The organism is Microbacterium sp. Leaf351 (assembly GCF_001423825.1).
GTDB lineage: Bacteria > Actinomycetota > Actinomycetes > Actinomycetales > Microbacteriaceae > Microbacterium > Microbacterium ginsengisoli.
The window spans coordinates 11,344-11,917 of the sequence record NZ_LMPK01000007.1 but is presented as its reverse complement, the minus strand read 5'-3'; the positions used below and the strand labels follow the sequence as shown (position 1 = coordinate 11,917).

The window sequence follows — 574 nt, the reverse complement described above, 5'->3', positions numbered from 1 at the left end:
CTTCAGCCGCGCCATCGCCGCGGGCATCTCCCAGGTGCTCGCCGACGCCGACCACCACACCGACGCGATCGACTCCGCCGTCGTGGGTGCCACCACCCTCGTGACCAACGCGCTCATCGAGCGTCGCGGCGCGAAGACGGCGCTCGTGACGACCCGGGGCTTCGGCGACGTGCTCGAGATCGGACGCGAATGGCGCTACGACCTCTACGACCCGCGCCTGCAGCTGCCCGACCCCCTCGTGGCGCCGACCGAGCGGTTCGAGGTCACCGAGCGTCGCGGCCCCCGCGGCGAGGTGCTCACCCCGCTCGACCGCGCCGACGTCGAGCGCATCGCCGACGAGCTCGCGGCGGCCGGCGTGGAGTCGATCGCGGTGTGCCTGCTGCACTCCTACGTCGACGCCGCCCATGAGGAGACGATCGCCGAGATCCTCGCCGAGCGGCTCCCCGATGTCCCCGTCACGCTCTCGGGACATCTCGTGCCCGTGATCCGCGAGTACGAGCGCACCGTCACGACGCTCGCCAACGCCTACGTGCGCCCGATCGCCGGCGAGCACTTCGAGGACATCGAGCGTGCG

1 pseudogene is annotated in these 574 nt (G+C 72.1%); it reads left to right on the top strand.

The window, feature by feature from the left end:
• Window positions 1-13 precede the first annotated feature (13 nt).
• A pseudogene (locus ASG00_RS18830) lies at window positions 14-574 on the top strand (hydantoinase/oxoprolinase N-terminal domain-containing protein); the annotation flags it as partial.